This is a genomic window from Polynucleobacter sp. JS-JIR-II-50, from assembly GCF_018687895.1.
In the GTDB taxonomy this organism is placed as follows: Bacteria; Pseudomonadota; Gammaproteobacteria; order Burkholderiales; family Burkholderiaceae; genus Polynucleobacter.
In genome coordinates, this window is the sequence record NZ_CP061307.1 from 139,297 (window position 1) to 162,842 (window position 23,546).

Consider the following 23,546-nt stretch of genomic DNA (forward strand, 5'->3'; position numbering starts at 1 on the left):
CTATGTCTTTGAAATGTGGCATCGTCGGCCTGCCTAACGTCGGCAAATCTACCCTCTTTAATGCGCTTACCAAGGCTGGAATCGCAGCGGAAAACTATCCTTTCTGCACGATTGAGCCTAATGTGGGCGTTGTTGAGGTTCCTGACCCCCGTCTAGCTGCCTTGGCTGAGATCGTGAAGCCTGAGCGCATCCTGCCTGCAGCAGTCGAATTTGTCGATATTGCTGGTTTAGTGGCTGGCGCCTCAAAAGGTGAAGGTCTTGGCAATCAGTTTTTAGCGAATATTCGTGAAACTGATGCTATTACCCATGTCGTCCGGTGTTTCGAGGATCCCAACGTCATCCACGTTGCTGGGAAAATTGATCCTATTGCTGACATTGGTGTGATTGATACCGAATTGGCTTTATCGGACTTGGCAACGGTTGAGAAAACTCTGAATCGCTCAAGCAAGGCCGCTAAGTCTGGCAATGATAAAGAGGCTGCTGCTTTGGTTGCCGTTCTGACTAAAGTGCAAACTCATTTAGATTCTGCTCTGCCAGTGCGCAGTTTGAATCTCAATGATGATGAAAAATTATTGATTAAACCGTTGTGTTTGATTACTGCTAAGCCTGCGATGTATGTTGCGAACGTCAAAGAAGATGGCTTCTCAAATAATCCACATCTCGAGGCTGTGAAGCAGCATGCGGCAAAAGAAAATGCTCCAGTTGTTGCTGTATGCGCCGCTATTGAAGCGGAAATCGCTGACTTAGAAGAGGCCGACAAGATTGAGTTCTTGGCAGACTTAGGGATGGAAGAGCCAGGCTTAGATCGCGTGATTCGTGCGGGCTATTCATTGCTTGGCTTGCAAACCTATTTCACCGCAGGAGTTAAAGAGGTTCGTGCATGGACTATCCATGTTGGTGATACAGCGCCTCAAGCTGCCGGCGTGATTCATACTGACTTTGAGCGTGGCTTTATTCGTGCTCAGACAATCTCCTACGAAGATTTTGTGCAGTACAAAGGGGAGTCTGGTGCTAAGGAGGCCGGTAAGATGCGCGCTGAAGGTAAGGAGTATGTTGTTAAAGATGGAGATGTACTGAACTTCCTGTTTAACGTCTAAAGCATTCTTATTTTTGCCCAATAAAAAAGCCCTTTTCAGGGCTTTTTGCTTATGCAGTCAGGTTCTATCTGATCACGAGGCTTTTGCTGCCTTCTCTAAACATTTAGAAATTTCTTCATAGCGCTTCAGAGCAATCTTGGTGGGCAATACTTCTTTTTTGCGACCATCAGCATTGGCTGCCATTTTGATATAGCCCAAGGCACTAAGATTTTTGAGGCGACCATGCAATGTAGCTTGTGAGCCAAGATCAGAAATGGAGATCAGATCACCAACCAAAATTGATTGCTTGGCATGGGCACAAGAAACAATCTTATCGAGCAAGCTCTCTTCGATGCAATCAAGTTTTTTCCCTGGATTGATGCGATCGAGAGCATCAATTAAGTTGAGGAACTTGATATAGGATGACGGTTTAGTAGATGACATATTTATTTATTTTTAATAGCTCTAGGGCTGGGACTAGTGTATTCTCTTAGTCTGAGTTTGGCAATTGATGCGCATCAATAAAAATTAATCCATACTGCTTGCAATGGTTAAATTATTTGCAATTTCTTCAGAGTGGTTTGTTGGATGCGTCATTAGTGCGATGGCGTACACATTTCTTTTTTATTTCAACAACTGGCTAACAAGTGATATCACTTTTAGCTTAGGGGTGAGTTGGATTTATCTGCCTGCTGGCCTACGCTTATTTTTGACTTTGATTTTTGGTTTACCTGGCGCTATTGGAATTGCTATAGCCTCATTTTTAATTAGCTATTACGGCGATTTTCTGCATGACTTAACCGTATGTACTGGGGTTGGATTAATTTCTGGGTTTGCGCCTTTTTTGGCTAGATTTTTTGTTTTTAGCAATCTTCGCCTTGAGTCAGACTTAAGTAATCTCAACTTCCCCAAACTTATTGCCTGTATTTTGATTTATTCCCTGCTTTCAGCGGGGCTGCATCAGTGGTGGTTCGCTACGATGAGCTTGGATGATACGGGCAGTATGAATCACTTCTTGGTGATGTTTATTGGCGATGTGCTGGGCTCTCTGCTGCTGATCTCTTTGATCAAATGCTGCCTAGATCTGTTACGAAAAACTAGACAAACAGCTCGCTAAGGGCTGCGCCTGGATCTGTGGCGCGCATAAATGCTTCCCCAACTAAGAATGCATTGATTTGATTGTTACGCATAAGTTCTACATCAGCGCGACTCAAGATGCCAGACTCTGTCACTAAGGTTTTATTGTTCGGAACCATAGACATTAGAGAGAGGGTGGTTTGCAGTGTCACCTCAAAGGTTTTTAGGTCTCGATTGTTAATGCCAAGTAATGATGTTTTAAGTTCTAGCGCTTGTTCTAATTCTGGGGCATTGTGAACTTCAACCAATACATCTAAACCGAGCTCATGTGCACAGGCCTCAAGCTCTTTCATTTGATTTAATTCTAGGCAAGCCACGATTAACAGGATTGCATCAGCGCCAATCGCACGCGCTTCATAAACTTGGTAAGGGTCTATGGTGAAGTCTTTGCGTAATACTGGGATGTTGCATGCGGATCGAGCTTCTTGCAGATACGTATTGCATCCTTGGAAATAATCCACATCCGTTAACACTGACAAACATGCGGCCCCATGCTTTTCATAGGACCGGGCAATATCTGCTGGCACGAAAATCTCGCGCAAGATGCCTTTGCTTGGGCTTGCCTTTTTGATTTCAGTAATGACTCCTGCTTTGCCAGCAGAAATCTTGTTCTCAATAGCCTGAATAAAGCCCCTTGGCTTTACAAGAGCATCACGATTATTGGCCTCAGCTAGCTCGCGTTGATTGGCAAGCGACATTTTCTGCAGGCAGTTAGCCACCTCAATTTTTTTGGTGGCAACAATTTTATCGAGGATATCGCTCATGAATAATCAATTATTAAGATTGGGTTGCTGCAACAAAAGCATCTAACTTTTGACGTGCCGCTCCAGAGGTAATGGCTGCTTTGGCTAGGGCAATGCCGCTAGCAATGTCTTTTGCTACTCCAGCTACATAGAGCGTGGCCCCAGCATTAAGGCAGACGATATCGCTTGCGGGTCCTAGTTTGCCATCGAGCACATCCAAGACAATCTGCTTGGACTCTTCAGCATTGGCTACTTTAAAGCCGTTGGTGGGTGCAGTATTTAATCCAAAATCTTTTGGATGAATTTCATATTCACGAACCACGCCATCTTTGAGTTCGCCAACTAAGGTTGGGCCCTCTAAGGAAATTTCATCCAGGCCGTCTCGCCCATAAACAACGAGAGCATGCTCCATTCCCAATGCTTGTAATACGCGTGCCTGAATACCAACCAGGTCAGCATGAAATACGCCCATCAAAATTCGCTTGGCATCAGCGGGGTTAGTGAGTGGGCCAAGGATGTTGAAGATAGTCCGGACGCCGAGTTGCTTGCGAATGGGCACAACATTTTTCATCGCTGGATGATGGTTAGGGGCAAACATAAAGCCTGCACCTACTGTTGAGATGCACGTGGCGACTTGCTCGGCGGAAAGAGTCAGATTTACGCCAAGCGCTTCTAATACATCTGCGCTGCCTGATTTGCTGCTGACGCTGCGATTACCATGCTTGGCAATCTTCGCACCAGCACCTGCTGCAACAAACATGGCAGCAGTTGAGATATTGAAGGTGTGAGCGCCATCGCCGCCTGTGCCCACCACATCCACCAAGTGCTTGCGGTCATCCACTTTTACTGAGGTAGCAAACTCTCGCATCACTTGTGCGGCAGCAGCGATCTCACCAACGGTTTCTTTTTTAGTGCGCAAGGCAACCAATAATCCTGCCACCAACTCTGGCGCCATTTCACCGCTCATGATGAGCCGCATCATGGCTGTCATTTCATCATGAAACAGTTCACGATGTTCAATGCAGCGTTGGAGGGCTTCTTGCGGAGTAATGGACATAGCGCTATTGGCAGACTGTTTATTTGTTTTGTAAAAAATTCTTGAGTAGGGCGTGGCCGTGCTCGGAAAGAATGGATTCTGGATGGAATTGCACGCCCTCAACTGCGAGCTCTTTATGACGTACACCCATGATCTCGCCATCAGACGAGGTGGCAGTCACTTCTAGCATTGCAGGTAAAGAACTTTTCTCAATCGCCAGTGAGTGGTAGCGAGTCACCTTAAATGGATCGGGCAAATTCTTAAATACACCCACACCTGTGTGATGAATGCTGTCGGTCTTGCCGTGCATGACTTTTTGGGCGCGAATGACTTTGCCGCCAAATGCTTCACCAATAGCTTGGTGCCCCAAACAAACGCCGAGGATCGGAATTTGACCGGCGTAACGCTTGATGGTTTCGACTGAAATACCTGCCTCAGAAGGGCTGCATGGCCCAGGTGAGATGCAAATGCGCGCTGGATTCAGTTTGGCAATATATTCCACAGCAATTTCATCATTGCGAAAGACTTTGACCTCTTCACCAAGTTCCGCAAAGTACTGAACGAGGTTGTAGGTAAATGAATCGTAGTTATCAATCATTAGGAGCATCGAGTCCTCCTTGTACTAAATCTGCTGCAGTCAATACTGCACGTGCCTTAGCTTCGGTTTCTTTCCATTCGGCAGTGGGGTCAGAGTCAGCAACTACACCGGCCCCTGCTTGAGAGTGCAGCATGCCGTCACGGATCACGCCGGTACGAATGGCAATGGCCACATCCATATCACCTGAGAAAGACAGGTAACCTACTGCGCCACCATAAACACCACGCTTCACAATTTCCATCTCATCGATGATTTCCATCGCCCGAATTTTTGGCGCGCCTGATAGGGTGCCAGCCGGGAAGGTCGCTCGCAATACATCCATATTGCTCATATTGTCCAAAAGATGGCCCTCTACTGAACTCACGATGTGCTGTACGTGGGAGTACTTCTCAATAGACATGGAGTCAGTGACTTTGACTGAGCCAGTTTTGGCAATGCGACCCACGTCATTACGGGCTAAATCAATCAACATCACATGCTCGGCAATTTCTTTAGGATCAGCCAAGAGCTCCTTGGCTAAGCGCTCATCTTCCTCTGGGTTGGCTCCGCGAGGACGGGTGCCAGCAAGTGGTCTGATAGTCACAATCTTCTCGGCAGCCCGTTTTTCTTGGCGCACCAAAATCTCAGGAGATGAGCCAACAATTTGCATATCGCCAAAGTCATAGAAGTACATGTATGGCGATGGGTTGAGCGAGCGCAAAGCTCTATAGAGAGCTAATGGCGAGTCCGTAAATGGCTTGCTAATGCGCTGACCGATAACTACCTGCATGCAATCGCCGGCCAAAATATATTCTTTAGTTTTGAGTACTGCTTTCTCAAAATCTGCTGCTTTGAATTTACGAATGAGATCTGTTTTAGCGCTTGGTAAAGATGCCGGCATATTTGCTGGCTTGCTAAGACAGGCAAGTAATTCTTTTAAGCGATCTTGCGCTTTTTCAAAACTATTAGTAAGGCTCGGATCTGCATAGACAATCAAATAAATTTTGCCGGCAACGTTATCAATCACTGCCAACTCTTCAGTCAACATAAGTTGAATATCGGGTACACCTAATTCATCTGGTAGTTGATGTTTGGCTAAACGTGACTCGATATAACGAACGGTGTCATAACCAAAGTAGCCGGCAAGACCACCACAAAAGCGGGGCATGTCGGCTTGTAAAGCCACCTTAAAACGCTTGAAATACGCATCTACAAAATCGAGTGGATTATCAGTATTTGTCTCAACTACTTTTCCATCGGTTACTACTTCGTTGACTGGTGTTGAAGGGGTGCCAACAGTTCTGACAATAGTCTTGGCAGGTAGGCCAATAAAGGAGAAGCGGCCGAAACGCTCGCCACCTAAAACAGACTCCAGTAAGTAAGTATTGGTCTTGCCAAACGCTTGAGTCAGCTTGACGTAGAGGGATAAGGGGGTCTCTAAATCTGCCAAAACCTCTTTGATCAGAGGAATTCGATTGAAGCCCTGATTTGCTAGGACATTAAATTCTTCAAGCTGCATTACGCTTTTCCTGACTTTCCTAATTCAGTGCGCATTGCTTGAATTACTTTTGCATAATTTTCTTGTGCGTAAATTGCTGAGCCTGCAACAAAAGTATCGGCGCCTGCTCGTGCTACTTCTGCAATGTTGTCGACTTTAATTCCACCATCTACCTCAAGACGAATATGTCGACCAGTCTCAGCCTGATAGCGATCGAGGCGTGTGCGTACTTGAGCAATCTTATTGAGGGTACTCGGAATAAATGACTGGCCACCGAAGCCTGGGTTGACTGACATCAGCAAAACCAGATCGAGTAATTCCAAAGTGTGATCGAGATGATCCAGGGGCGTAGCTGGATTCAAAACAAGACCTGCTTGACATCCTTGATCGCGAATCAAGTTCAATGTGCGATTGACATGAGGACTTGCTTCGGGATGAAAGCTAATTAAATTGGCGCCTGCTTTGGCAAAGTCAGGGACGATGCGATCTACCGGCTCGATCATTAAATGCACATCGATCACCGCAGGTTTGCCATCTTTATTTGCATAAGGACGAATAGCCTCGCAAACCAAGGGGCCAATAGTCAGGTTGGGCACATAGTGGTTATCCATCACATCAAAGTGAATCCAGTCGGCGCCCGCCACTAAAACGTCTTGAACTTCCTTGCCAAGACAGGCGAAGTCAGCCGACAAAATGGATGGGGCAATAACAAATTGACTATTTGAGGATGATTTTTGGCTTTCCATCCCTAGATTCTAGCTTGCAGTTGGCCTTAGGATGGAGCAGAATTCGTCCATGAATCCCCACGAAATGAGCATTACGGTCAAAGCCCAGTACCTTCCTGAGCAATCTGACCCCGATAACCGCCAATTTGCCTTCGCTTATACGGTGACCATCCGCAATACGGGGACGGCCAGTATTCAGGTGATTGCCCGCCATTGGTTCATTACAGACGGGGATAACGATGTCCAGGAGGTTCGAGGCCTAGGCGTTGTTGGGCAGCAACCGCTATTGCGCTCCGGAGAGCATTTTGAGTACACCAGCTGGGCAACTTTGCCCACTCCTGCGGGAACAATGCGCGGGGAGTATTTTTGTGTGACTGAAGATGCCCAGTTCTTTCAGGCCCCCATCCCAGAGTTTGTCCTGGTGATGCCGCGCACCCTGCATTAATGTAGGGCAGTGGGGATACTATTTTTTACCCTTGCCCGTCCAAAGGACAATAAATAACAAAAGTCCTAAGGCAACGGCGCCCTCGAAAGCAAACAGTAGCATCGGGTATTCATCGAGTAAATTGGCAATCATGATTTCTAAATTTAAATTAGTTCCGCTAAGTGTATTCGCTATCCTTATGGCTAGCTTGATTGTTGGATGCTCTACGCCGCCCACTCGGGGAGCAGGCTATCGCTCAAGCGGTTCTGGTGCTGCGCCATCAAGCTATAGCTCCTCAATTGCAAGCTTTAGCGCTATCTCTTGGCAAGCCTTACCGGGGTGGCAAGATGACGACTTATCTCAGGCCTGGCCTGCTTGGTTAAAAAGTTGTGATGCTTTACGTAAGAAAAGTGGTGATGTGAACTGGCGCTCAGTGTGTACCCAGGCTGGCAATGTATCAAGCCATGATACGCAGGCCATTCGTCAATATTTTGAAAATAATTTTCAAGCTTATGAAATTCGCAATAGCTCCGGTAGTGACACGGGCTTAATCACAGGCTATTACGAACCGGTAATGAATGGCTCACAAACTCGAACAAGCACTTATAAAGTGCCGCTCTACGGCTACCCTAATGCTTGGCGCAAGTCTAAGCCTAACCCAGGCCCAAGCCGTGCCGAGCTAATGAGTTCTGGTGTGTTGCAGGGCTCTGAAATTGCTTGGGTGCAGGATCCAGTAGCAGCAGCGTTCATGCAAATTCAAGGCTCTGGAAAAATTCGTCTTGAGGATGGACGCATCCTGCGTCTGGGTTTTGCGGGCACCAATGATCAGCCTTTTAAATCCTTTGCTCAGTGGCTGCTTGATCGTAAAGACATCACGCGAAGTGAGGCAACGATGCAAGGAATTTCACAATGGGCAAAACGTAATCCTGGCCAAGTGAATGAAATGTTGAACGCCAATCCCCGTTTTGTTTTCTTTAAAGAGTTACCCGGTAACGTCTCTGCTGATTTGGGCCCTAATGGCGCTCTCGGTGTTCCGCTCACAGCTGAGCGCAGTATTGCAGTAGATTTACAAGCCTTGCCACTGGGTGCACCTGTCTTTTTAGCAGCCACCAAACCATTAAGTAGTCAGCCGTTGCTAAAGCTAGTGATGGCACAGGATACGGGCAAAGCAATTGTGGGTGGCGTCAGGGCCGACTACTATTGGGGGTCCGGAGATGCTGCTGGAGAGATGGCAGGTCGTATGAAACAAAATGGCAGGATGTGGTTGTTGTTGCCACGTTAATTAATACTTTTCACCGAAAGAAATTCATGAGCTACAAAACTATTTTGACTGAAGTGGATGGTAAGGTTGCCACTATTACTTTGAATCGCCCGGAGGTGTTAAATGCCTTGAACGACCAGCTCATGGAGGAGCTTGGTGCTGCATTATTGGCATTTGATGCGGACGACAATATTGGTTGCATGATCGTTACTGGCAGTGAAAAGGCATTTGCTGCTGGAGCAGATATTGCTTCAATGGCTAAGTATGGTTTGAAGGATGTTTATCGCGGCGATTTCATTACCCGCAATTGGGAAGAGATCAAAAAAGTACGCAAGCCTGTAATTGCTGCTGTCTCTGGCTATGCGCTTGGCGGCGGCTGTGAGTTGGCCATGATGTGCGACACGATCATGGCAGCAGATAACGCAAAGTTTTCGCAACCTGAAATCAAGCTAGGCATTATTCCAGGCGCTGGCGGTACACAGCGCTTACCGCGCGCGGTATCCAAAGCCAAAGCGATGGATCTAGCTTTGACGGGCCGCATGATGGATGCCGCTGAAGCTGAGCGCTCCGGTTTGGTTGCCAGGATCTTCCCACAAGCAGAGTTGCTGAAAGAAGTTAAAGCAATCGCCAAAGGAATTGCAGATATGCCTTTGTTAACTGCAATGATGGTGAAAGAAAGTATCAATACTGCTTATGAAACCACTTTATCTGAAGGTATTCATTTTGAGCGCCGCCTCTTTCATGCCTGCTTTGGAACGAATGATCAGAAAGAAGGTATGGCTGCATTCATGGAAAAACGCCCAGCCAAATTTACAAATTCTTAATTCAACTAATTGAAAAGAATTTAATTTTTTTCTAGGAAGCGTTGAGCTAGTTTGACCCAATAGCTCACGCCGACTGGAATTAAAGAGTCATTGAAGTCGTAAGAGGGATTATGTAAGTGGCATGGGCCCATGCCATGCCCTACCGAGCGATGATCGCCGTCTCCATTGCCTAAAAATACGTAACAGCCCGGCTTTTCTAGCAGCATAAATGCGAAGTCTTCCGCGCCCATTGTGGGATCAATTGAAGCATTTACATTCTGCTTGCCAACCAATTCACTCATGACCTCGGTAGCGAATTCCACTTCATTGGCATGATTAATGAGGGGCGGATAATTTCTGGAAAACGTAATTTCTGCTTGGCAATCAAATGCGCCTGCAACGCTATGAGCGATTTCTCGTAAACGTTGCTCGATTAAATCTAAGACGTCTAAAGTAAATGTACGTACAGTACCGCCAATGAAGGCGCTATCCGGAATGACATTACTCGTTTCGCCCGCATGAAATTGCGTAATCGATAAAACAGCAGCATCTACAGGACGCTTATTGCGTGTAATGATGCTTTGTAATGCAAGCACTACTTGGGCGCCAGCAAATACTGGATCTGCGCTATTGTGGGGTAGAGCGGCGTGACCGCCTTTGCCGGTGATGGTAATTTCAAAAGTATTGCTTGAGGCCATCATTGGGCCGGAGGTCACACCAAAGTGACCTTCTGCCAAGCCAGGCCAGTTATGCAAGCCAAATACTGCGTCGCATGGAAACTCTTTGAAAAGTCCATCCTTAATCATTTCATTTGCACCAGCGCCACCTTCTTCTGCTGGCTGGAAAATAAAAATCACCGTGCCTTTGAAGTCGCGGTGATTTGATAAATACTGTGCAGCACCAAGCAGCATTGCGGTATGGCCATCATGTCCACAAGCATGCATTTTTCCGGGGTTTGTTGAAGCATGAGCAAAGTTGTTGTGCTCTTGCAATGGAAGCGCATCCATATCAGCGCGCAAACCAATCATTTTTCCGGGGCCTAAGTCACCATCTAAACGACCTACGACACCCGTTTTTCCCATGCCGCGATAGACTGTAATTCCCCAGCTAGAAAGCGCTTCTGCAACTAGATCAGCAGTGCGATTTTCTTCGAAACGCAATTCAGGATGCGCATGAATATTGCGTCGAATTTCTTGAATAGCTTCCGCGGAGTCAATAATTTCTGGGGATAAATGCATCCCTTCATCTTATCCGAAAGTCTTTGGACATGCCTTTTGGGCTAAATTACCGCAAATTAATTGTTGGGTAATTGAATGTGCTTTGCAGCAAAACTCAAGGCTTCAATTGAATATGGGTTGTTATCGGCTTTTTGGAGTTCTTTTGGAAGTGCTGGAATGAGGCCTAAAAATGGGGTGTCTATTCTGGCTTGCAGAGTCTGAATATTTTCTTCAAGCAAAGGCATTTCTGTGGATAGGGTATTAGCTACCCATCCTGCAATATTTAAGTTGCGCGCTTTGATTGCCTCATAGGTCAGGAGGGCGTGATTAATGCAACCTAATTTCATGCCCACCACTAGGATGATGGGTAATTTAATTTCTTGGGAGAAAGTTCCCAAATCTTCCCGGTCATTTAGTGGGATAAGTAAACCACCGGCACCCTCAACCACAACGCAATCTGACTGGCTTTGAACATTTTGAAAACTCTGCAAGATCACAGTCATTTCAAGTTGTAGCCCTTGATGAGCCGCTACCAAATGTGGAGCAGCCGGCCGATCCAATACATAAGGACACAAACTCAACTCTTCGGAGCTGAGGTTTGAGGCGATGCGCAGTGTCTCTAAATCTTCATTCAGGGTGTGGCCTTGTGCATCTTGATAAGTTCCAGCAACAACCGGTTTAAAGCCAATCGCATTCATTCCCTGTTCGCGCAATTTCAGAATGAGAGCGCCACTCACCAGCGTTTTTCCAACCTCGGTGTCTGTACCGGCGACAAAGAAGCCTGTGGCCTTACTCATGAGAGCCCTTTTGAATGACTGTTTGCTCAATGGTCTTTAAGGTATCAATGAGTAGACGCACATCTGCTTCGCCATGGTTAGCAGAGAACGTAATGCGTAATCTTGCACTGCCATTGGGTACGGTAGGAGGGCGAATAGCAGGAATCCAATAACCTGCCTCATCAAGTAACTTAGCGGCGAGCAGAGCATTGGCATTACTGCCCAAAATGACGGGCTGTATGGCAGTGCAAGAGGATACCTTTTCCCATTGAGAAAATTGCATTTCATCTTGCCAGATGCGAATGAGTTTATTGAGTTGAGTGCGGCGATTACTGCCCTCGTCCCCCTCAATGATTTTCAAGCTCTTTGAGACCGTATGCGCTATCGCAGGTGGCGTTGCAGTACTGTAAATAAAAGGGCGCCCCTTTTGAGTAAGCCACTCAATAAAAGTCGCTTGCGCACAAATAAAAGCGCCGCTGACACCTGCAGCTTTTCCAAGAGTACCAATATAAATAATGCGATCAGAGCAGATATTTTCCTGCTCCAAAATGCCATGACCTTGTTTGCCCAATACTCCAAAACCGTGAGCATCATCCACAAGTAACAGTGCATCGTATTGCTCAGCAAGTTTTAATAATTCTTTTACTGGAGCAAGATCACCATCCATACTAAAGACGCCATCAGTAACAATAATCTTTAGTGGATGTTGATCTGTTTTCAGTAATTCGTTTAATGAATCAAGTTGTGTGTGATCAAACAGAGCGACATTTGCTTGAGTTTGCGCAGCCGCCAAACGAACCCCATCAATTAAAGAGGCATGGTTTAGCTTTGCCGAATAAATGCTGGTGGATTTTTGTGGCGCAAGTCTTGCCAGGGCTGTGATGGCAGTAAGGTTCGAGAGATAGCCAGTGCTAAAAAATAGGGCGCGCGCGTTTGGAATGTGCTGCTTCTGAAAAGAGGCTAACTGGTTTTCAAGCAGCTCATGAGCCCTGCTGTGGCCGCTAATGAGATGGGAGGCGCCACTGCCTACCCCATACTTCTGAGCGCCTTCAGTAAGTGCTTGAATTAAATCAGGATGGTTTGCTAGTCCTAGATAGTCATTACTACAAAACGCTTTCAGCTCGCGTCCATCGACTAAAACTTTGGTATCGCATGGAGATTCTGTTGCCCTGAGTTTGCGTTTGAGCAATTGTGAGTCAAGTTCTGCAATTTGCTCTTGCGCTAACTTTAAGGCCTGATGTGCGTTCGTCATGCCAAGGTTTTCTCAAGGGCAACTTGCACAGCATTACCTAGTTGCATGGTTTCTAGTGGAGACAAAATATAGGGCGGCATGACGTAGATAGTATTGCCGATTGGTCTGATCAATACACCTTGGCTTAAACAGTTTGAGAACATCGACCTCGAAAATGTCTTAGGGTTTTTAAGAAATTCATGCTTAATATCAAATGCCAAGATCATTCCTTGTTGGCGCCAATGTTCAATGCGTGAATTCGTTTTTGCCCAAGCAAATGCATTTGCTAAATCCTTTGAGCGCTCAATATTTTTTTCTAATACTTTGTCAGTTTCGAAAATCTCTAGACAAGCTAGTGCAGCAGCACAGGCTAGTGGGTTGCCAGTATAAGAATGAGAATGCAAAAATCCTTGCTCGATTTGATCACCATAAAAAGCTTGGTATATCTGGTCTGTCGTAAGGCAGAGTGATAGCGGAAGATAGCCGCCGCTAATACCCTTAGAGAGGGTCAAGAAGTCTGGCCAGATACCCGCATGTTCGCAGGCAAAGAACTTACCACTACGCCCACAGCCTACCGCAATCTCATCTGCAATCAAATGTACTTCATAGCGATCACATAAATCCCTGACTAAACGAAGATATTCAGGAGAATGCATGGCCATTTGCCCTGCGCACTGCACCAAAGGTTCGACAATGATGGCAGCAATATTGTCATGTTCTTTTACAAATAATTCTTCGAGTTGTTTTGCTGCATTTCTTGCTACATCTTCTGCGCTCTCATTAGTTTTTGCTTTGCGTGCATCAGGCGATGCAATGGTGAATACATCTTGCAAGAGAGATCCATAGGCTTCTCGAAAAATCGCAACATCAGTTACCGCTAATGCACCAAGCGTTTCTCCATGGTAGCCATTCTCTAAGCAAACAAATTTTTTCTTTTGTGGTTTGCCATTGAGTTGCCAATAGTGGTGACTCATCTTGAGTGCTATTTCTACTGCAGACGCGCCATCGGAAGCGTAAAAGACATGGCCTAAATGGTGGTTGGTAAGTGCGGAGAGTTTTTCAGATAACTCCACTACAGGCGGATGTGTAAATCCAGCGAGCATCACATGCTCAATTTTTTCGAGTTGCGTGGTAATGGCTTGATTGATTCTTGGATTGGAGTGGCCAAATAAATTGGTCCACCAAGAGCTGATGGAGTCGAGTAGGGCCTTTCCGTTTTCGTCATAGAGCCAAGCGCCCTTACCTTTTGTAATGGCAATCAGCGGAAAGGACTCATGCTGTTTCATCTGCGTGCATGGGTGCCAGACGGCTGCAAGGCTGCGATCAACGAGGGGAGCTTGATTTAAATCAGAAATAACCTTCATGTTTGATATTTGACCACTAGTTTTTCCAAATTCAGGCCTGTATCTGTTATGTTTATGACTTGAATCCCCTCATTTTTTGGAATTTACCCATGCAGGACACTCAAACCATTGAAAAACCCTTAACCCAATTCAAATCTAAAGCGGATTTGCATCAGGGCATAAACGTAGGGGTAGAGGCATCTGGCGAGTGGTCAGTGGCTCAGATTGAAGCCTTATTTGCGCTCCCTTTGAATGAATTGATGTTGAAGGCTCAAGAGACTCATAAAGCCTATTTCCCAGAAGGTGATGTGGAATTAGCCACTTTGCTGTCAATTAAGACGGGCGGCTGTCCTGAGGATTGTGGTTATTGCCCGCAAGCTGCTCGTTATGACACCGATGTTAAGGCTGAGAAGTTAATGGGCTTAGAAGAGGTCTTAGAGGCTGCCAAAGCTGCTAAAGCGGCTGGTTCTAACCGTTTCTGTATGGGTGCCGCTTGGCGCGAACCCAAAGACCGCGATATTGAAAAAGTGACTGCCATGATTAAGGGCGTAAAAGCCTTGGGTCTGGAGACCTGTGCCACCTTAGGGATGCTGGAGGCAGATCAAGCCCAGGCACTGCAAGAGGCTGGCCTAGACTTTTATAACCATAACTTAGATACGAGCGAAGATTTTTACCGTTCTGTGATCTCAACCAGAGGCTACCAAGACCGTTTGGATACAATTTCCAATGTCCGTGCCGCCGGTATGTCTGTTTGTTGTGGTGGAATCGTGGGGATGGGCGAGTCTAGAGAGCAACGCGCTGCATTCTTAGCGCGCTTGGCTAATTTGAGTCCTTATCCAGAATCCGTTCCTATCAATCATCTAGTGCCAGTAGCCGGTACGCCCTTAGCTGAGCAAAAGCCCTTAGACCCACTCGAGTTTGTAAGAACAATTGCGGTTGCTAGGATCACTATGCCTAAGGCCCGTGTGCGTTTATCTGCTGGTCGCCAGGAGCTTGGTAGAGCAGTCCAGGCTATGTGTTTCATGGCGGGAGCTAATTCGATTTTCTATGGTGAGCAACTACTCACTACCGGCAATCCTGAGGCAGAACAAGACCGTGAGCTATTGGCAGAGCTGGGCCTAAAGACCAAACAAAGCTGCAAAGCAGAGGTTTTGGTTTAGTTTTCCACGCGCATGTCCCCAATAGATCGCCTCATTCTGGAGTTTGACACCGCCCTTCGGTCGGTGGTCGGCGGTGCTCATGCCCATAGACCCACCCCAGGATCTGATTTTGGGGGTAATTCTGGTTTGGATGCTATCGAACGCAAACATGCAGCAGGACTCATGCGAGTCAATCATGTGGGTGAGGTTTGTGCACAAGCACTCTATCAATCACAAAAATTAGTTGCTCGAAATCCAGAAATTCAGGAGATGTTAGACCACTCTGGGCAAGAAGAGATGGATCACCTTGCTTGGTGTGAAACTCGTCTTCAAGAGCTAGGATCACATACTAGTTATCTTAATCCACTTTGGTACGCAGGATCCTTTGCGATCGGCCTGGCAGCTGGCTTAGCTGGCGATAAGTGGAGCTTGGGTTTTGTTGCTGAAACAGAAAAACAAGTCGAGAATCACTTAGAAAGTCATCTCGAAAAATTACCAAAAGAAGATCAGCGATCGCGTGCAATTGTCGATCAAATGCGCATCGATGAAATTGCTCACGGACAAGCTGCAAAAAATGCTGGCGGTGCAAATTTACCTGAACCGATTCAAAAAATAATGCAGGCGATATCCAAGGTAATGACCACCACTGCTTATAAAATTTAATACGGAAATCTGATTTCATTTTCAAAATCTATTTCTGATTAATTTTTGATATATTTTCTTAAGCATTACTGTTTTTAAATACAGTATATTTGGGCATTATCTAGCTAAATAGCTAAGATCTATTCTTAAGTATATTTTCCAAGCCATTGTTTCAAGTAGCTATTTTAGTATCACCATTTTCTCAACACATGACGCTAAGTGTTTGTAAACACTAGAGAAATTCCTAAAAAAACTCCTAAAAACACTTGACCCTCTTAGTGCGATCCTCTAAAGTGGGAGGAAGTGTGAAAAAGTGGGGTAAATGGTGTTTCAAGGTGCGTCAGCTCTCAATTTAGATGCAAAAGGCCGCATGTCTGTGCCGGCTAAGCATCGTGACGCCTTGTTGGTTCAAGGCGAGGGCCGCATCACGCTTACAAAACACCCCGATGGCTGCTTACTTCTCTTCCCAAGGCCTGAGTGGGAAACCTTCAGAGCAAGAGTTGCGCAACTTCCGATGGATGCCCATTGGTGGCGCCGTATTTTTTTAGGCAACGCAGCAGAAATGGATTTGGATAGTGCAGGTCGCGTGCTAGTGAGTCCAGAGTTGCGTGCTGCTGCCGGAATTGAAAAAGAAGTGATTTTGCTCGGTATGGGAAGTCACTTGGAGTTGTGGGACGCAGCTACATACGCTGCAAAAGAACAGGCTGCGATTGCGCAAGGCATGCCTGAAGCGCTCAAGCAATTTAATTTTTGATGACAGGGTGCCATGAACATAACTCATCGCCCAGTGTTACTGGCCGAGGCGGTGACGGCGCTAGTTGGCGGTCCACTGATTCAGAATCAAAATACAGAAAACAAAATTTTGGTGATCGATGGAACCTTCGGGCGCGGCGGTCATACACAAGCTTTGCTCAAGGGGTTGAATCCTTCGGCGCGCATGATTTCTTTCGACAAAGATTTGGATGCGATTGCAGTGGCGCAAAAAATCAACGACCCACGTTTGAAAATCGTGCACGACAGTTTTGCGCAGATGGATCAGTACGCGGAAGTGGAATCAGTCGATGGAATTTTGTTGGACTTGGGAATCAGTTCGCCCCAAGTGGACGAGGCGCACCGGGGATTTTCTTTTCGTCGAGAAGGCCCGCTCGATATGCGCATGAATACCGATCATGGTTTAACTGCAGCAGAGTGGTTGGAGCAGGCATCACCGGAGGAAATCACTCACGTGATTAAGACTTACGGAGAAGAGCGCTTTGCATTTCAGATCGCAAAAGCTATTGTGGCCAAGCGAGAAGAAGGCCTTTGCCCCAAAACGACCACCCAGTTAGCAACTCTAGTTGCGAGCGTAGTACGCACGCGCGAAGTCGGTCAAGATCCTGCCACAAGAACCTTTCAAGCATTGCGTATTTTTATTAATCGCGAGTTAGAAGATTTAGAGCTTGGCTTAAAAGCAGCTTTGAAATTATTAAAGCCCGGCGCAAGACTTGCGGTGATTAGTTTTCATTCGCTAGAAGACCGCATCGTGAAGCAGTTTATGCAAGCGCATGCAAAAGTCGAAGTGCCCCGCGGTTTGCCATTGCGTGAAAAAGATTTGCCACAAAGCGCCCTAGAAATTATTGGCCGCGTTAAGCCAAGTGATGCTGAGGTATCTGAGAATCCTCGGGCCCGCTCAGCAATCATGCGCGTAGCTGAAAAGCGCATGGGAGTGTCAGGATGAATCGCGCTACCTTGACTTTGCTCGCATTGCTATTAATTTGCGCTTTATCTCTGGTTGCTGCTCAACAGCGTGCACGTAAATTATTCATCCTTCAAGAGCGCGCACAGATAGAAGAGCGCAAGTTAAACCAAGAATGGTTACGCTTAGAGTATGAGCAGCGGAATTTATCAAAGTCTGCACGTATTCGCGACGTTGCTCGCAATCAATTGCATATGTCTCCGATTTCTCCTGAGCGCACCTTGTATCTGAAGGAGGCGAAATGAGACCGGTTGGCTTCTCTACGACACCAAATTTAGTCTTGCGCTTGCCAATGTGGCGGTCGCGTTTGATGCTATTCCTTTTGTTCTTTGTATTCATGATGTTGCTGCTACGCGCATTTTGGATTCAGGGACCAGGGAATGCATTCTACGAAGCCAAGGGTGTGCGTGGCACTCAGCGCGAGTTGGAGCTACCCGCTAGTCGCGGAAAAATTTTGGATCGTAATGGACAAGTGATTGCAACGAGCTTGGAAGCCAAGTCGGTGATTGCCTATAACGACACCGTTCCAGATGATTTGGCTACAGATAAAGTGCAGAAATTAGCAAGTCTTTTGCAAATGAGTGAATCCGATCTGCGCAAAAAATTGAAAGAAGAGCGGAAACAGGTTTTCTTAAAGCGTCAAGTAGATCCAGTTGTAGCGCAGCAAATTAAGCAGCTAGAGATCCCTGGCATTGGTTTGAATAATGAATATCGTCGCTTCTACCCAGAAGGCGAGGCAATGGCGCACGTGGTTGGCTTTACGAATGTGAATGACAAAGGTCAGGAAGGCATGGAACTTTCCCGTGAGAATGAGCTTGCTGGTCATCCTGGTCAAAGACGTGTGGTGGTTGATCGCTTGGGCCGTGTTGTTGAGGATGTTGCGATCTTACAGTTGCCACAAAATGGAAAAGATTTAAACCTATCTATTGATAGCAAGATTCAGTTCTTGGCCTATAACGCTGTTAAAGACGCAGTTGAAAAGCACCATGCGAAAGCGGGTGGCGCTGTAGTGCTCGATACCCAAACGGGCGAGATTCTGGCATTGGCAAATTACCCAAGCTACAACCCAAATGATCGAAGGTATTTAACGGGCGAGCAATTACGTAATCGCGTATTGACTGACACCTTTGAACCTGGCTCAACAATGAAGCCGCTAACCATTTCAATTGCTTTGGAAAAAGGCGTAGTCAAGCCTGATACCAATATGGTGATTGGTGCAAAGTATTTAGTGGGTCCTAAGCCTATTACAGATACCCATCCTTATGGAAATCTAACAGTCGCACAAATTATTCAAAAGTCTAGCAATATCGGTACTGCAAAGATTGCCATGAATAATCTTTCTGCTGAAGAAATGTGGGATTTTTATACTGCTGTTGGCTTGGGGCAGGCACCAAAAATTGGTTTCCCTGGTGCTGTTGCGGGCACAGTGCATCCTTTCAAAAAATGGATGCCTACCGATCAAGCCCGTATTGCTTTTGGTTATGGTATTTCTGCGTCACTCTTTCAGGTGGCGCGCGCATACACAGTCTTTGCGCGTGATGGTGAATTAGTTCCTCTTACGATTGAGCGTAGTCCTGAATTCAAGCCAGGCGTTAAAGTGCTCTCACCAAAAACTGCCATTGAAATGCGCAACATGATGGAAGCAGTTACTGAGCCTGGGGGAACTGCAGTCAAAGCGCAGGCTGAAGGTTATCGGGTTGGCGGAAAAACAGGCACTGCTCACAAATTAGTTGGCAAAGGATATGGCAATTCTTATCGTGCTTACTTTGCTGGACTTGCTCCTATTAGTGCGCCACGTATTGTGGTTGCAGTAATGATTGATGAGCCTACTGGCGGAAGTCACTACGGCGGTGATGTTGCGGCACCTGTATTCTCGACAATTGTTGGGGAGACGCTCCGTTCATTGAATGTCTTGCCAGACAATAAAGTTAAGCAAATGGTGTTGGAAGATAAAGCTCCAGAAGAAATTCGGCCGGTAGCTGCACACGCTCAACATGTGGTTTTGAAGCGATGAGGGTGGATTTGAAAATAGACACCAATCATTTGATTGACCACTTACATACTCTAGCGAACTCCTCCGCAAAAGTATGTGTGGATAGTCGCCAGATTCAGTCTGGCGATATCTTTTTTGCATATCCCGTAGGTCATGGCAATGCCTTGCGCGATGGCCGTCAATTTATTGATGCGGCATTAGAGGGTGGTGCAGCTGCAGTGGTCTTCGATCCAGCGGGTGCAGATCAGCAATATTTAGATCATCCGCAATGTTTTGCGGTTGAACATCTTGCTAGAAAAGCAGGTGAGCTATGCGCACAGTGGTATGGTCATCCGAGTAGAGCATTAAAAATCATTGGCGTTACTGGTACTAATGGCAAAACTAGCATCACGCAATGGTTGGCCCAAGCCTTAGATACAAGTAGTCATCGCACTGCAGTTTTAGGCACCCTAGGCACTGGGTTCCCAGGTGCATTGGTTCAAACTGGCTATACCACTCCAGATGCACCTAAATTACAAACGCAGTTAGCAGAGTTGCGCAGCTCTGGAGCTAAACAAGTTGCGATGGAAGTATCTTCGCATGCTTTGCATCAAGAGAGAATCGCTGGAATAGATATTCACTGTGCAGTATTTACGAATCTGACGCAGGATCATTTGGATTACCACGGCAGCATGGCTGATTACGCTGAAGCAAAGGCTAAATTATTTCAGCAAACCGGCCTTGAGCACGCAGTGGTTAATTTGGATGATGCTTTTGGTCGTGAGCTTGCCATGAACTTGTTGGCAAAAGAGGGCTTGAAGGTCTGGGCATATGCGCTATCTCAATCTGCGTTCCAAGGATTTGAAAAATTTGGTGATTGTTTATCTCGTATCTATGCAAAAGATATTTTGCTGAGTGGAGCGGGTTACAACGCAAGCTTCATTTTTGATGGAGTGGGAAGTGTTCAATTGCATATTCCTTTGCTCGGTGAGTTTAATTTAAGTAATGCGCTTGCAGTTTGGACGGTATTACTTTCACAGGGTTTGAGCTTTGAAGTAGCCGCTCAAAAAGTGAGTCAATTAAATCCAGTGCTTGGTCGTATGGAGTTAATTCCTTTGGGGAAATCTCAAAAGACAGAGGGTTTATTAGCGGTTGTGGATTACGCCCATACCCCCGACGCTTTAGAGAAAGCCTTACAAGCATTGCGCCCCATTGCTAAGCAGCGCGGTGGAAAAATTTGGTGCGTCTTTGGTTGTGGCGGTGATCGCGATGCTAGCAAGCGTTCGCTAATGGGTGCTGTAGTAGAGCGCAATGCCGACCATATTCTGATTACAAGTGACAATCCTCGTTCAGAAGATCCACAAGCCATTATGGAGATGGTGCGCAGTGGTATTAGCAAGGATGCAAAGAACGTTCAAGTCATTGTTGATCGTGCATCTGCCATCATGGCTGCAATTCGTCGTGCGGATGCTTGGGATATTGTGTTGGTTGCTGGCAAGGGTCATGAGACTACTCAAGAAACTAATGGTAAGAAATTTGATTTTTCTGATCAAGAGCATATTCGCTTAGCCGCTGGAGGTGGAGTCTGATGTCAATCATGACCACCCTTGCACAAGCACAGGCAATGTTGCCTGGAAGTAAATTACTGAATACTTCTGCACAAGCTGCCCGGGCAGTTACTATTTCTAGAGTGGGTACTGATAGTCGCCAGATCGATCGTAATGAATTATTTGTTGCTTTAGTTGGTGAGCGCTTTGATGCACATGACTTTTTATCCGATGTCGCTAAGGCAGGAGTTAGCGCTGTTCTAATTAGCGCGCAAGATAAATGTCCGCCGGATTTACCTGCTATTTGCGTTTCAAACACCCGTGTTGGTTTGGGAAATTTAGCAAAAGCATGGCGGGCTAATCATCCCATTCCATTGGCGCTGGTTACTGGTAGCAACGGTAAAACCACCGTTAAAGAGATGATCGCTTCAATTTTTAAAGCAGCAGTTGGTGAGCAGCACACTTTAGTTACCAAGGGAAATCTGAATAACGATATTGGTTTGCCATTAACGCTGTTGAAATTGCGTGCAACGGATCGCCTTGCTGTGGTTGAGCTTGGCATGAATCATCCTGGTGAAACAGCGCAGTTAGCTGCGATTGCGCAGGCAAATATCGCATTAATTAATAATGCCCAGCGTGAGCATCAAGAGTTTATGGCTACGGTGGCGGCAGTTGCAGAAGAGCATTCAGATGCTATTCGTGCTTTGCCAAGCGATGGTATTGCAGTATTCCCAGCAGACTCAGAATTTTCAAGTGTTTGGCACCAGGCTGCCGCAGGCCGCAAGGTTATCGATTTTGTGTTGTCATCTGCGCACACCACAACGGCAGCCGCAGTGACTGGAAGCTTATTAAATAATGGGCTCGTTCACATAAAAACCGAACAAGGGACTATCGAGGTTCAATTAAATACTTTGGGCAGTCACAATGTTCGCAATGCCTTGGCGGCGAGTGCGGTTGGTATTGCAGCAGGTATAAGCCTCGAAAAAATTAAGCAGGGTCTTGAGTCATTCTCGCCAGTAAATGGGCGCATGCAGGCAAAGGTGATTGATTCACATCACACCTTAATTGACGATAGCTATAACGCCAATCCAGATTCTGTAAGGGCCGCTATCGATGCCTTAAAACAATCCGGTAATTTATCTTGGTTGATCTTGGGTGATATGGGTGAGGTTGGCAATCAGGGCCCCGAGTTCCATCGTGAGGTAGGTGCCTATGCTGCTGAGCAAGGAATCTCAAAACTATTTGCTTTGGGGGAGCAATGCCAATTTGCTCTTCAGGGATTTAATGGGGCTGTTGGTAATAGTGCGGCTGCATCTAGCGCAACGCATTTTGCCGATATGGATAGCCTCATCATGCAGGTAAGAGATGCTTTGCATGCCCAGTCCAGCGGTAGCAATCAACACTTAAATATTTTGGTTAAAGGTTCACGGTTTATGCGCATGGAGCGTGTAGTGCAGGCCTTGTTAGAGGAGGCTAAAACATGCTCTTAATGTTGGCGCAATGGTTGCAAGATGATTTCGGATTCTTCCGAGTATTTAATTACATCACTTTCAGGGCGGTGATGGCAACGGTGACTGCACTATTGATTGGTTTGGCGGCTGGACCTTGGGTGATTCGCAAATTAAGTGCTCTGAAAATGGGCCAGGCAATCCGCACAGATGGACCACAAACCCATTTAGTGAAATCAGGCACCCCAACTATGGGTGGTGTTTTGATTTTGATCGGCATCTTTATCTCATGCATGTTGTGGGCCGATCTCAGCAATCGATTTATTTGGATTGTGATGATTGTGACTTTTGGTTTTGGTTTAGTTGGCTGGGTAGATGACTATCGCAAAGTGGTCTACAAAGATCCTAAAGGCATGGCTTCAAGAGAGAAGTTCTTCTGGCAAACCTTAATTGGTTTATTTGCCGCTATTTATCTTGCATTCTCGGTTTCTGAAGTAAATAACCTAAAAGTATTGCAATTATTTTATGAATGGTTAAGAAGTGGATTTGCTTTAGATCTGCCTGCAAAAACCAATTTACTGCTGCCCTTCATGAAAGAAGTGAGTTATCCATTGGGTGTGATGGGCTTCATTATTTTGAGCTATTTAGTAATCGTGGGCAGTAGTAACGCAGTGAATTTGACCGATGGTCTTGATGGTCTTGTCATCATGCCGGTGATCTTAGTGGGCGCTGCTTTAGGTGCTTTTGCTTATGTGATGGGTAATGCGATTTATGCAAAGTATCTACTCTTTCCTTACATACCAGGTGCTGGTGAGCTCATGATTTTCTGTGGTGCTATGGGCGGTGCTGGCTTAGCCTTTCTTTGGTTTAACACACACCCAGCACAAGTGTTTATGGGTGATGTTGGCGCACTCGCTTTGGGCGGAGCGCTTGGCACTATCGCCGTGATTGTTCGTCAAGAAATTGTGTTGTTTGTGATGGGCGGCATTTTTGTTGCCGAGACTGTTTCGGTAATGCTCCAAGTATTTTGGTTCAAGCTCACTAAAAAACATTTTGGAGAGGGCCGTCGTATTTTCCGGATGGCGCCATTACATCACCATTTTGAATTGGGTGGTTGGAAGGAGACGCAAGTGGTTGTGCGTTTCTGGATTATTACCATCCTCCTAGTCTTAATTGGCTTATCTAGCTTGAAGTTACGGTGATCCAAAAGTAAATA

The 23,546-nt window shown here is 46.2% G+C and carries 24 protein-coding genes; 14 read left to right on the plus strand and 10 right to left on the minus strand.

Annotation, left to right across the window (positions count from 1 at the left end; genetic code table 11):
* The first annotated feature begins 2 nt into the window (after window positions 1-2).
* On the plus strand, window positions 3-1,097 hold the full coding sequence (ychF, locus tag FD963_RS00800) for a redox-regulated ATPase YchF (RefSeq protein WP_215362509.1): 1,095 nt from the start codon (window positions 3-5) through the stop codon (window positions 1,095-1,097).
* A gap of 72 nt (window positions 1,098-1,169) precedes the next feature.
* Here the strand turns inward: ychF and FD963_RS00805 are convergent, their stop codons facing one another.
* Window positions 1,170-1,520: a hypothetical protein gene (locus tag FD963_RS00805; protein WP_215362510.1), complete on the minus strand. Its 351-nt coding sequence runs from the start codon at window positions 1,518-1,520 to the stop codon at window positions 1,170-1,172.
* A gap of 103 nt (window positions 1,521-1,623) precedes the next feature.
* On the opposite strand from FD963_RS00805, the gene FD963_RS00810 reads away from it, so the two are divergent.
* Entirely contained in the window at window positions 1,624-2,193 is a 570-nt protein-coding gene (locus tag FD963_RS00810) for a hypothetical protein (RefSeq protein ID WP_215362511.1), read from the plus strand.
* On the opposite strand, the gene trpC is transcribed toward FD963_RS00810, so the two are convergent.
* Genes trpC through rpe form a run of 5 tightly spaced genes read right to left on the minus strand, consistent with a single transcriptional unit; the run spans window position 2,174 to window position 6,813 of the window.
* On the minus strand, window positions 2,174-2,977 hold the full coding sequence (gene trpC, locus FD963_RS00815) for an indole-3-glycerol phosphate synthase TrpC (RefSeq protein WP_215362512.1): 804 nt from the start codon (window positions 2,975-2,977) through the stop codon (window positions 2,174-2,176). The genes FD963_RS00810 and trpC overlap by 20 nt on opposite strands.
* 13 nt (window positions 2,978-2,990) lie before the next feature.
* A complete protein-coding gene (trpD, locus tag FD963_RS00820) occupies window positions 2,991-4,013 on the minus strand; it encodes an anthranilate phosphoribosyltransferase (RefSeq protein WP_215362513.1) in 1,023 nt (340 codons plus the stop codon).
* A gap of 19 nt (window positions 4,014-4,032) precedes the next feature.
* Complete coding sequence (locus FD963_RS00825; RefSeq protein ID WP_215362514.1) at window positions 4,033-4,599, minus strand: aminodeoxychorismate/anthranilate synthase component II; 567 nt, start codon at window positions 4,597-4,599, stop codon at window positions 4,033-4,035.
* Window positions 4,583-6,088, minus strand: coding sequence for an anthranilate synthase component I (trpE, locus tag FD963_RS00830; protein ID WP_215362515.1), 1,506 nt, complete (start codon window positions 6,086-6,088; stop codon window positions 4,583-4,585). The genes FD963_RS00825 and trpE overlap by 17 nt, the downstream gene beginning before the upstream one ends.
* Window positions 6,088-6,813, minus strand: a complete 726-nt coding sequence (gene rpe, locus FD963_RS00835) for a ribulose-phosphate 3-epimerase (protein WP_215358904.1) — start codon at window positions 6,811-6,813, stop codon at window positions 6,088-6,090. The genes trpE and rpe overlap by 1 nt, the downstream gene beginning before the upstream one ends.
* A gap of 49 nt (window positions 6,814-6,862) precedes the next feature.
* On the opposite strand from rpe, the gene apaG reads away from it, so the two are divergent.
* From apaG to FD963_RS00850, 3 genes are all read left to right on the plus strand, one after another.
* The gene (gene apaG / locus FD963_RS00840; protein WP_215362516.1) at window positions 6,863-7,237 is read left to right on the plus strand and encodes a Co2+/Mg2+ efflux protein ApaG; all 375 of its coding nucleotides are present in this window, start codon (window positions 6,863-6,865) and stop codon (window positions 7,235-7,237) included.
* Window positions 7,238-7,415: 178 nt separating this feature from the next.
* Complete coding sequence (locus tag FD963_RS00845) at window positions 7,416-8,498, plus strand: murein transglycosylase A (protein WP_251367251.1); 1,083 nt, start codon at window positions 7,416-7,418, stop codon at window positions 8,496-8,498.
* 26 nt (window positions 8,499-8,524) lie between these two features.
* A complete protein-coding gene (locus tag FD963_RS00850; protein WP_215362518.1) occupies window positions 8,525-9,301 on the plus strand; it encodes an enoyl-CoA hydratase in 777 nt (258 codons plus the stop codon).
* Window positions 9,302-9,321: 20 nt separating this feature from the next.
* Here FD963_RS00850 and FD963_RS00855 read toward each other — a convergent pair whose 3' ends face one another.
* Genes FD963_RS00855 through bioA form a run of 4 tightly spaced genes read right to left on the minus strand, consistent with a single transcriptional unit; the run spans window position 9,322 to window position 13,868 of the window.
* A complete protein-coding gene (locus FD963_RS00855) occupies window positions 9,322-10,518 on the minus strand; it encodes a M20 aminoacylase family protein (RefSeq protein WP_215362519.1) in 1,197 nt (398 codons plus the stop codon).
* Window positions 10,519-10,574: 56 nt separating this feature from the next.
* Entirely contained in the window at window positions 10,575-11,294 is a 720-nt protein-coding gene (gene bioD, locus FD963_RS00860; RefSeq protein WP_215362520.1) for a dethiobiotin synthase, read from the minus strand.
* Window positions 11,287-12,525 (minus strand): 8-amino-7-oxononanoate synthase, encoded by a 1,239-nt coding sequence (bioF, locus tag FD963_RS00865; RefSeq protein ID WP_215362521.1) that lies wholly within the window; start codon window positions 12,523-12,525, stop codon window positions 11,287-11,289. The genes bioD and bioF overlap by 8 nt, the downstream gene beginning before the upstream one ends.
* On the minus strand, window positions 12,522-13,868 hold the full coding sequence (gene bioA / locus FD963_RS00870) for an adenosylmethionine--8-amino-7-oxononanoate transaminase (RefSeq protein ID WP_215362522.1): 1,347 nt from the start codon (window positions 13,866-13,868) through the stop codon (window positions 12,522-12,524). The genes bioF and bioA overlap by 4 nt, the downstream gene beginning before the upstream one ends.
* An 89-nt stretch (window positions 13,869-13,957) precedes the next feature.
* Here bioA and bioB point away from each other — a divergent pair, with 89 nt between their 5' ends.
* The 9 genes from bioB to mraY all read left to right on the plus strand — a co-directional run bounded on the left by bioB (window position 13,958) and on the right by mraY (window position 23,532).
* Window positions 13,958-15,007: a biotin synthase BioB gene (gene bioB / locus FD963_RS00875; RefSeq protein WP_215362523.1), complete on the plus strand. Its 1,050-nt coding sequence runs from the start codon at window positions 13,958-13,960 to the stop codon at window positions 15,005-15,007.
* Between the two features lie 12 nt (window positions 15,008-15,019).
* Window positions 15,020-15,649, plus strand: a complete 630-nt coding sequence (gene coq7 / locus FD963_RS00880; RefSeq protein WP_215362524.1) for a 2-polyprenyl-3-methyl-6-methoxy-1,4-benzoquinone monooxygenase — start codon at window positions 15,020-15,022, stop codon at window positions 15,647-15,649.
* Between the two features lie 304 nt (window positions 15,650-15,953).
* Complete coding sequence (mraZ, locus tag FD963_RS00885; RefSeq protein WP_068320686.1) at window positions 15,954-16,382, plus strand: division/cell wall cluster transcriptional repressor MraZ; 429 nt, start codon at window positions 15,954-15,956, stop codon at window positions 16,380-16,382.
* Window positions 16,383-16,394: 12 nt separating this feature from the next.
* Window positions 16,395-17,345: a 16S rRNA (cytosine(1402)-N(4))-methyltransferase RsmH gene (gene rsmH, locus FD963_RS00890; protein ID WP_215362525.1), complete on the plus strand. Its 951-nt coding sequence runs from the start codon at window positions 16,395-16,397 to the stop codon at window positions 17,343-17,345.
* Window positions 17,342-17,608, plus strand: a complete 267-nt coding sequence (gene ftsL / locus FD963_RS00895) for a cell division protein FtsL (protein ID WP_215362526.1) — start codon at window positions 17,342-17,344, stop codon at window positions 17,606-17,608. The genes rsmH and ftsL overlap by 4 nt, the downstream gene beginning before the upstream one ends.
* Complete coding sequence (locus tag FD963_RS00900; protein WP_215362527.1) at window positions 17,605-19,377, plus strand: penicillin-binding protein 2; 1,773 nt, start codon at window positions 17,605-17,607, stop codon at window positions 19,375-19,377. The genes ftsL and FD963_RS00900 overlap by 4 nt, the downstream gene beginning before the upstream one ends.
* Window positions 19,374-20,924: a UDP-N-acetylmuramoyl-L-alanyl-D-glutamate--2,6-diaminopimelate ligase gene (locus FD963_RS00905; RefSeq protein ID WP_215362528.1), complete on the plus strand. Its 1,551-nt coding sequence runs from the start codon at window positions 19,374-19,376 to the stop codon at window positions 20,922-20,924. The genes FD963_RS00900 and FD963_RS00905 overlap by 4 nt, the downstream gene beginning before the upstream one ends.
* Window positions 20,924-22,372, plus strand: coding sequence for a UDP-N-acetylmuramoyl-tripeptide--D-alanyl-D-alanine ligase (gene murF / locus FD963_RS00910; RefSeq protein WP_215362529.1), 1,449 nt, complete (start codon window positions 20,924-20,926; stop codon window positions 22,370-22,372). The genes FD963_RS00905 and murF overlap by 1 nt, the downstream gene beginning before the upstream one ends.
* Entirely contained in the window at window positions 22,363-23,532 is a 1,170-nt protein-coding gene (gene mraY, locus FD963_RS00915) for a phospho-N-acetylmuramoyl-pentapeptide-transferase (RefSeq protein WP_215362530.1), read from the plus strand. Before murF ends, mraY begins: the two co-directional genes overlap by 10 nt.
* Window positions 23,533-23,546 lie beyond the last annotated feature (14 nt).

Excerpts from the sequence above, each read along its gene's own strand:
- apaG (WP_215362516.1), top strand. The coding sequence starts at position 6,863 with ATGAATCCCCACGAAATGAGCATTACGGTCAAAGCCCAGTACCTTCCT.
- FD963_RS00805 (WP_215362510.1), bottom strand. The coding sequence starts at position 1,520 with ATGTCATCTACTAAACCGTCATCCTATATCAAGTTCCTCAACTTAATT.
- coq7 (WP_215362524.1), top strand. The coding sequence starts at position 15,020 with ATGTCCCCAATAGATCGCCTCATTCTGGAGTTTGACACCGCCCTTCGG.
- FD963_RS00825 (WP_215362514.1), bottom strand. The coding sequence starts at position 4,599 with ATGCTCCTAATGATTGATAACTACGATTCATTTACCTACAACCTCGTT.
- bioD (WP_215362520.1), bottom strand. The coding sequence starts at position 11,294 with ATGAGTAAGGCCACAGGCTTCTTTGTCGCCGGTACAGACACCGAGGTT.
- bioF (WP_215362521.1), bottom strand. The coding sequence starts at position 12,525 with ATGACGAACGCACATCAGGCCTTAAAGTTAGCGCAAGAGCAAATTGCA.
- FD963_RS00810 (WP_215362511.1), top strand. The coding sequence starts at position 1,624 with ATGGTTAAATTATTTGCAATTTCTTCAGAGTGGTTTGTTGGATGCGTC.
- FD963_RS00850 (WP_215362518.1), top strand. The coding sequence starts at position 8,525 with ATGAGCTACAAAACTATTTTGACTGAAGTGGATGGTAAGGTTGCCACT.
- trpE (WP_215362515.1), bottom strand. The coding sequence starts at position 6,088 with ATGCAGCTTGAAGAATTTAATGTCCTAGCAAATCAGGGCTTCAATCGA.
- bioB (WP_215362523.1), top strand. The coding sequence starts at position 13,958 with ATGCAGGACACTCAAACCATTGAAAAACCCTTAACCCAATTCAAATCT.
- ychF (WP_215362509.1), top strand. The coding sequence starts at position 3 with ATGTCTTTGAAATGTGGCATCGTCGGCCTGCCTAACGTCGGCAAATCT.
- bioA (WP_215362522.1), bottom strand. The coding sequence starts at position 13,868 with ATGAAGGTTATTTCTGATTTAAATCAAGCTCCCCTCGTTGATCGCAGC.
- rsmH (WP_215362525.1), top strand. The coding sequence starts at position 16,395 with ATGAACATAACTCATCGCCCAGTGTTACTGGCCGAGGCGGTGACGGCG.
- mraY (WP_215362530.1), top strand. The coding sequence starts at position 22,363 with ATGCTCTTAATGTTGGCGCAATGGTTGCAAGATGATTTCGGATTCTTC.
- trpD (WP_215362513.1), bottom strand. The coding sequence starts at position 4,013 with ATGTCCATTACTCCGCAAGAAGCCCTCCAACGCTGCATTGAACATCGT.
- murF (WP_215362529.1), top strand. The coding sequence starts at position 20,924 with ATGTCAATCATGACCACCCTTGCACAAGCACAGGCAATGTTGCCTGGA.
- FD963_RS00855 (WP_215362519.1), bottom strand. The coding sequence starts at position 10,518 with ATGCATTTATCCCCAGAAATTATTGACTCCGCGGAAGCTATTCAAGAA.
- trpC (WP_215362512.1), bottom strand. The coding sequence starts at position 2,977 with ATGAGCGATATCCTCGATAAAATTGTTGCCACCAAAAAAATTGAGGTG.
- rpe (WP_215358904.1), bottom strand. The coding sequence starts at position 6,813 with ATGGAAAGCCAAAAATCATCCTCAAATAGTCAATTTGTTATTGCCCCA.
- ftsL (WP_215362526.1), top strand. The coding sequence starts at position 17,342 with ATGAATCGCGCTACCTTGACTTTGCTCGCATTGCTATTAATTTGCGCT.
- FD963_RS00845 (WP_251367251.1), top strand. The coding sequence starts at position 7,416 with ATGGCTAGCTTGATTGTTGGATGCTCTACGCCGCCCACTCGGGGAGCA.
- FD963_RS00900 (WP_215362527.1), top strand. The coding sequence starts at position 17,605 with ATGAGACCGGTTGGCTTCTCTACGACACCAAATTTAGTCTTGCGCTTG.
- FD963_RS00905 (WP_215362528.1), top strand. The coding sequence starts at position 19,374 with ATGAGGGTGGATTTGAAAATAGACACCAATCATTTGATTGACCACTTA.